This window comes from Actinomadura sp., assembly GCF_044508335.1.
Taxonomy (GTDB): Bacteria; Actinomycetota; Actinomycetes; order Streptosporangiales; family Streptosporangiaceae; genus Spirillospora.
In genome coordinates this window covers 14,125-20,454 of sequence record NZ_JBIQHY010000070.1, presented here as the reverse complement: position 1 = coordinate 20,454, position 6,330 = coordinate 14,125, and the positions used below count along the sequence as shown (strand labels likewise).

The window sequence follows — 6,330 nt, the reverse complement described above, 5'->3', positions numbered from 1 at the left end:
ATGACCGAGCAGACCGGCGGCCGCAGGGTCGTCACCAACATCGCCCTCTCCCTCGACGGCCGGTACGCCAAGCCGGAGGACCCGCTGGACATGGGGTGGGTGATGCCGTACGCCGTGACCGACGCGGCCCGCGACCACCTGACCGGCCTGTGGGAGCCGGCGACGACGGCCCTGCTGGGGCGGGTCAACGCCGAGGGCTTCATGGCCTTCTGGCCGACGGTCATCGGCATGGAGGGCGTGGACCCGCGTGACGAGGGCTTTGCGAAGTGGCTCGTCGGCACCGACAAAGTCGTTCTGTCCACGACTTTGGGCGAGGCGCCGTGGGAGCGGACGAGGGTCGTCGGCGGGCCGGTGTCGGAGGTGGTCGCGGGTCTCAGGGCGGCCGGGGGCGGTGACATCTTCGTGCCGTCCAGCCCGAGCGTCATCAAGGCGCTGCTGGCGGACGACCTGGTCGACCGGCTTGCGTTCACGGTGTTCCCCGTGTTCCTGGGCGGCGGGCCGCGCCTTTTCGACGACGGTCTGCCCGCGGGGCGGTGGGCGCTGGCGAGGGAGGCCGCGGGCGAGCACGGCACGCTGTGCCTGGTGTACGACCGGGTGCGGTGAGCCGGTCTGCTCCGCGATGACCGGGGCCGCGGGCCCGGGTGATCGTTACAGTGGCGGGGTCCGCGTGGTGGTGGCCGGTTCCGGGTGGTGTCGCATGGTTCCTGAGGTGTTCGTCCGGGCTCTGGACGGGTTCGAGGCGGTGCTGGCGGCGGTGCCCGAGGACCGGTGGCTGTCGCCGTCGCCGTGCGAGGGGTGGGCGGCGGTCGATGTGGCGGGGCATGTCATCGCCGGGCTGCTGGTGGTGGAGTTGCGGGCGGCGGGGCGGCCCCTCCCCCAGGACGATCCGGATTGGCGGGAGGTCGCCGGCGCGGATCCGGTGGCGTCCTGGCGTGCGGTGCGGGCGCGGATGGCGGCGGAGCTGACGCCCGAGGCGCTGGACCGGCCGGTCTCGCTGGCGTTCGGGGACGCCATGCCGCTGCGGGAGTGGCTTGTGGGGTGCCTGCCGGAGCTGCTGGTGCACACGTGGGATCTGGCGCGGGCCACCGGGCAGGCGGTGGAGTTCGACGCGGATCTGGTGCGGCCGGCTCTGCGGACGGCGGAGCGGCTGGTGCCGCGCGGCCGTGAGGCGGGGATCGTGGGTCCGGAGGTCGGTGTGGCGGCCGGGGACGGTGACGGGGCGCGGCTGCTGGGGTTGTTCGGGCGGGATCCGGGGGTGTGAGCCGCTCCCCTCCCCCAGGGCCCGGTTATCGGGGTGCGAGGGGGCGGGGCGGCGGTTAGGGTGCGGGTATGCGCCGACGACATTGATCTTCACCTGAGGCGGGGATCGCGCGGAGGTTGTACACCTACGCGTTCCTCGAGGATTTCGTTCTTCTGTATCCGGTATATGCGGTGTTGTTCGCCGATACCGGGTTGTCCCCTGCTGCGATCTCGTCGCTGTTCGTGATCTGGTCGGTCACGACGTTCTCGCTGGAGCTGCCGTCCGGCCTGTGGGCGGACCTGTTTTCGCGCCGGCTGCTGCTGATGGCCGCTCCCCTGCTGGCGGGGGCGGGTTTCGCGTCGTGGGCGTTCTTCCCCTCCTATCCGGTGTTCGCCGCGGGTTTCGTTTTGTGGGGCGCGGGGTCGGCGCTGCGGTCGGGGACGATGCAGGCGCTGGTGTACGAGGAGCTGGAGCGGGCCGGGGCGGCGGGGGCGTACGCGCGGCTGATCGGCCGGTCGGAGGCGGTGTCGCTGCTGGCGGTGGTCGCGGCGTCGGCGGTGGCGTCGCCGGTGCTGGCCGCGGGCGGGTACCGGGCGCTGGGGGCGGCGAGTGCGGCGGCGTGCGCGCTGTGCGCGGTGGCCGGGTGGTTCCTGCCGGAGTCGCGGGGCTCCGGGGAGCAGGAGGAGCCGTCGCTGGGCGCGGTGGTGCGCGAGGGGTGGGCGCAGGTGCGGGGTGAGCCGGCGGTGCGGTGGGCGCTGGTGCTGGTGGTGGTGCTGGAGGGCGTGACGTCGCTGGACGAGTACGTGCCGCTGCTGGTGCGGTCGACGGGGGCGGCGGAGGCGTCGGTGCCGCTGCTGGTGCTGGTGGTGACGGTCGGGGACGCGGTCGGCGGATGGCTGGCGGGGCGGCGTGCCGGGTGGCTGGCGCCGGTGCTGGTGGTGGGCGCGGTGTGCCTGGCGGCGGGGTCGCTGAGCGGGCGCCCGGCGGGGCTGGTGGGGGTCGCGGCGGCGTTCGGGGTGTTCCGGTGGGCGATGGCGGCGGCGGACGCGCGGCTGCAGGCCCGGATCGGGGACGGTGCGCGGGCGACGGTGACGTCGGTGGCGGGGTTCGGTGCGGAGACGGTGGCGGTGCTGGCGTTCGCGGGGTGGGCGCTGGGTTCGCGGTGGGCGGGCGCGGGGGCGCTGATGGGGGCGGCGGCGGTGCCGTACGCGGTGGTGGCGCTGGTCCTGTGGTCGGGGGCGCGGCGCGGGCGCGTACATCGCGAGATGTAGGCGGTGCGGGGCCGTTACGCCAAAGGCGCAGGGCGGTTGCACGCTCGCGCCTGATTCGCCGGCGGGCGGTGCGCGCCGAGGATCGTGGGGTCGTTTGCGGACCGATTCTTGGAGCGTGTGCCGATGGATGCGTTGATGCTTGCGCGGGTGCAGTTCGCGTTGACGGCGGGGACGCATTTCCTGTTCGTGGCGTTGACGCTGGGCCTGGCGACGCTGGTGGCGTTGACGCAGACGCGGGCGACGGTGTCGGGCAGCGCGGTGCATGCGCGGATGGTGCGGTTCTGGGGCCAGTTGTACGTGGTGAACTACGCGGTGGGGATCGTCACGGGGCTGGTGATGGAGTTCCAGTTCGGGTTGAACTGGTCGGGCCTGTCGCGGGTGTCGGGGAGCGTGTTCGGGGCGCCGCTGGCGCTGGAGACGATCATCGCGTTCTTCGTGGAGTCGACGTTCCTGGGGTTGTGGATCTTCGGGTGGGACCGGTTGAACCGGTGGGTGCACCTGGCGCTGATCTGGGTGGTGACGCTGACGGCGTACCTGTCGGCGTACTTCGTGCTGGTGGCGAACGGGTGGCTGCAGCGTCCGGTGGGGTTCGAGATGGTGGACGGCGCGGCGCGGCTCACCGACGCGGGGGCGCTGCTGGCGAATCCGACGGCGCTGCTGGCGTTCTTCCACATCCTGTTCGGGGGTCTGCTGACGGCGGGTTTCTTCATGGCGGGGGTGAGCGGTTTTCATCTGCTGCGGCGGACGGCGGAGGTGGAGTTCTTCCGGCGGTCGATGCGGATCGGGCTGCTGACGGTGATCGTGTCGGTGATGCCGGTGGTGGTGTTCGGGGGGATGCAGTTCCGCTACGTCCAGCCGACGAAGTCGGGCGGGCATGACGCGGCGGCCGCGGTGGCGGACTTCACGGCGCGGTTCGGGCCGGGCGAGTACATGTCGCCGGCGCTCGCGCGGGTCGGTGAGGGCCTGATGGTGACGATGTGGCTGCTGATGATGCTGGTCGCGTCGGTCGCGCTGGTGAAGTTCCCGTTCGGGCGGTGGCTGGTGCGGGGGCGGGTGTTCCACGTGCTGATGATCTCGGCGGTGCCGCTGCCGTACGTGGCGATGATCTCGGGCTGGGTGTTCCGCGAGGTGGGGCGGCAGCCGTGGATGGTGTACGGGGTGCTGAAGACCGAGGACGCGCTGTCGCCGGGGGTCGGGGCGGGGACGGTCGCGGTGTCGTCCGCGGCGTTCTCGGTGCTGTTCTCGGTGCTGTTCGCGGTGAACGCGTGGCTGCTGGCGCGGTTCGCGCGGCGGGGGCCGGGCGGCGCGGGGCTGGGGGCCGCTCCCCCGGCGGAGCCCGCCGCGCCGGTGGTGACCGCGACGTTCTGACGCGCGGCCGGTGCGCGGCCTGGTGCGCGTCCTGGCGTGTGGCGCGGCCTGTGATCTGACACGTGACGTTTCGACGGGAGCCTGACGATGGATTCTCTCGCGGTGGTGTTGCTGGCGCTGTTCGCCGGCGGGTACCTGGTGCTGGCCGGCGCGGACATCGGGGTGGGGATGCTGCTGCCCTGGCTGGGCCGCGACCAGCGGGAGCGGAGGCTGGTGATCGCGTCGTTCGCGCCGTTCTTCCTGGGCAACGAGGTGTGGCTGGTGGCGGCGGCGGGCCTGGTGGCGGGCGCGTTCCCGGGGCTGGAGCACCGGTTGCTGGAGGAGCTGTACCCGCTGTTCGCGGTGCTGCTGATCGGGTGGGTCGTGCGGGACATGGGGCTGTGGCTGCGGGGCCGGGTGGACGCGGCGGCGTGGCGGTCGGTGTGGGACGGCGCGATCGTGGCGGGGAGCTGGGCGCTGGCGCTGGCGTGGGGGTCGGTGCTGGGTTCGCTGCTGGGCTGGGGGCCGTTCGGCGGCGGGATGAACGCCGGGAGCGTGCTGGGGGTGCCGCTGGCGGCGCTGTTCGCCTGGCACGGGGCGGGGTTCGCGCGGTGGCGGCTGCCGGCGGGCCTGGCGCGGCGGGCGTCGCGGTTCCCGGCGCGGTACGGGTTGTCGGCGCTGGCGATGGCGTGCGCGCCGGTGGTGGCGGGCGTCGAGGTGCCGTGGTCGGAGGTGGTGGCCGGTGGCGGCGGGCTGTCGCTGACGGTGGTGGGGACGGTGGCGGTGCTGCCGTTCCTGCTGGCGTCGCAGGCGCTGGTGTGGTGGACGTTCCGGGGGCGGGTCCAGGGCCCGTCCTACCTGTGAGGGGGCGGCGGTGAGGGCGGTCGAGCGGCGCCTGCTGCGGCTGCTGCCGCGGCGTGCGGTGCTGCTGCTGGGGGTGCTGGCGGCGGGGCAGGGCGTCCTGCTGGTGGCGCAGGCGGAGCTGCTGGTGCGGGCGGTGGCGGGGCTGGAGGCGGGTCCGCTGCCGTGGCTGGCGGCCGCGGTGGCCGGGCGGGCGGTGCTGGCGTGGGCGGTGACGCTGGTCGCGGGCCGGGCGGCGGCGCGGGCGAAGCGGGGCCTGCGGGAGGCGCTGCTGCGCGCCCGGGCGGATGAGGCCGGTGGGGCGGGGGCGCGGGTGACGCTGCTGACGCGGGGGCTGGACGCGGTCGACCCGTTCTTCACCGGGTACGTGCCGCAGCTGCTGGCGGCGTGCGCCGTCCCGCCGCTGGTGCTGGCGCGGCTGTTCCCGGCGGACTGGGCGTCGGCGCTGGTGGTGGCGGTGACGCTGCCGCTGGTGCCGGTGTTCGGGGCGCTGGTGGGGATGCGGACGGCGGCGCTGACGGGCCGGCAGTGGGGGCTGCTGCACCGGCTGGGCGGGCATTTCCGGGACGTGCTGGCGGGCCTTGGGACGCTGCGGTCGTTCGGCCGGGCCGGGCACCAGTCGCGGGTGGTGCGGGAGCTGGCGGGCGAGCACCGCCGCGCGACGGTCCGGGCGCTGCGGGTGGCGTTCCTGTCGTCGCTGGTGCTGGAGCTGGTGTGCGCGCTGTCGGTGGCGCTGGTGGCGGTCCCGGTGGGATTGCGGCTGCTGGAGGGGCGGATGGCGCCGGCGACGGGGCTGCTGGTGCTGGTGCTGACGCCGGAGGCGTACCTGCCGCTGCGGGCGCTGGGGCAGCGGTTCCATGCGAGCGCGGAGGGCGTGGCGGCGGCTCGGGAGGCGTTCGCGGCGCTCGACGCGCCCGCGCCGGTTGCCGCGCCGCGCGGGCGGGTCGTCGCGGCCGGGCGGGCGCCGGAGATCGTGCTGGAGGGGGTGACGGTGCGGTATCCGGGTGCGGAGCGGGCGGCGCTGGAGGGGGTGTCGCTGCGCGTGGCGCCGGGTGAGCGGGTGGCGGTGGCGGGCCCGTCGGGTGCGGGCAAGTCGACGCTGCTGCTGGTGCTGGCCGGGCTGGTCTCCCCCGCGTCCGGCCGCGTTCTGGTGGACGGCGTCGACCTGGCGCAGCTGGACGTGCGGGAGTGGCGGGCGCGGCTGGGGTGGGTGCCGCAGCGTCCGCACCTGTTCGCGGCGTCGGTGGCCGACAACATCCGCCTCGGCGACCCGCACGCCGGTGATGAGCGGGTGCGGGAGGCGGCGCGGGCGGCCGCCGCCGAGGAGTTCATCGGGGAGCTGCCCCGCGGGTACGCGACGGTGCTGGGTGAGGGCGGGGCGGGGCTGTCGGCGGGTCAGCGGCAGCGGCTGGCGATCGCGCGGGCGTTCCTGGCGGGCGGCGCGGTGATGCTGCTGGACGAGCCGACGGCGCGGCTGGACCTGCGCAGCGAGCGGGCGCTGGTGGAGGCGGCGGGGCGGCTGCTGCAGGGCCGCACGGCGGTGCTGGTGGCGCATCGCCCGGCGCTGCTGGGGGCCGCGGACCGGGTGGTGCGGCTGGAGGGCGGCCGGGT

At 75.0% G+C, this 6,330-nt stretch carries 6 protein-coding genes; all 6 read left to right on the top strand.

Translation table 11 applies throughout. The annotated features are described in order from the left end of the window. Positions 1 to 603: dihydrofolate reductase family protein (locus ACIWVC_RS22190; protein ID WP_396450924.1), on the top strand; the 603-nt coding region annotated here is incomplete at its 5' end. Between the two features lie 94 nt (positions 604 to 697). Beyond that, the gene (locus ACIWVC_RS22185; protein WP_396450922.1) at positions 698 to 1,261 is read left to right on the top strand and encodes a TIGR03086 family metal-binding protein; all 564 of its coding nucleotides are present in this window, start codon (positions 698 to 700) and stop codon (positions 1,259 to 1,261) included. A 116-nt stretch (positions 1,262 to 1,377) separates the two neighbouring features. Then, positions 1,378 to 2,511, top strand: coding sequence for an MFS transporter (locus tag ACIWVC_RS22180; protein WP_396454525.1), 1,134 nt, complete (start codon positions 1,378 to 1,380; stop codon positions 2,509 to 2,511). Between the two features lie 147 nt (positions 2,512 to 2,658). Next, complete coding sequence (locus ACIWVC_RS22175) at positions 2,659 to 3,879, top strand: cytochrome ubiquinol oxidase subunit I (protein ID WP_396454524.1); 1,221 nt, start codon at positions 2,659 to 2,661, stop codon at positions 3,877 to 3,879. A gap of 87 nt (positions 3,880 to 3,966) precedes the next feature. Beyond that, positions 3,967 to 4,722 carry a cytochrome d ubiquinol oxidase subunit II gene (locus tag ACIWVC_RS22170; protein ID WP_396450916.1) on the top strand — a complete coding sequence of 252 codons (756 nt, stop codon included), beginning with the start codon at positions 3,967 to 3,969 and terminating at the stop codon, positions 4,720 to 4,722. Positions 4,723 to 4,732: 10 nt separating this feature from the next. After that, a partial coding sequence (cydD, locus tag ACIWVC_RS22165; RefSeq protein WP_396454523.1) for a thiol reductant ABC exporter subunit CydD occupies positions 4,733 to 6,330 on the top strand: 1,598 nt, incomplete at its 3' end.

Bases quoted from the DNA above. Each gene is read 5' to 3' on its own strand.
- ACIWVC_RS22185 (WP_396450922.1), top strand. From the start codon at position 698: ATGGTTCCTGAGGTGTTCGTCCGGGCTCTGGACGGGTTCGAGGCGGTG.
- ACIWVC_RS22170 (WP_396450916.1), top strand. From the start codon at position 3,967: ATGGATTCTCTCGCGGTGGTGTTGCTGGCGCTGTTCGCCGGCGGGTAC.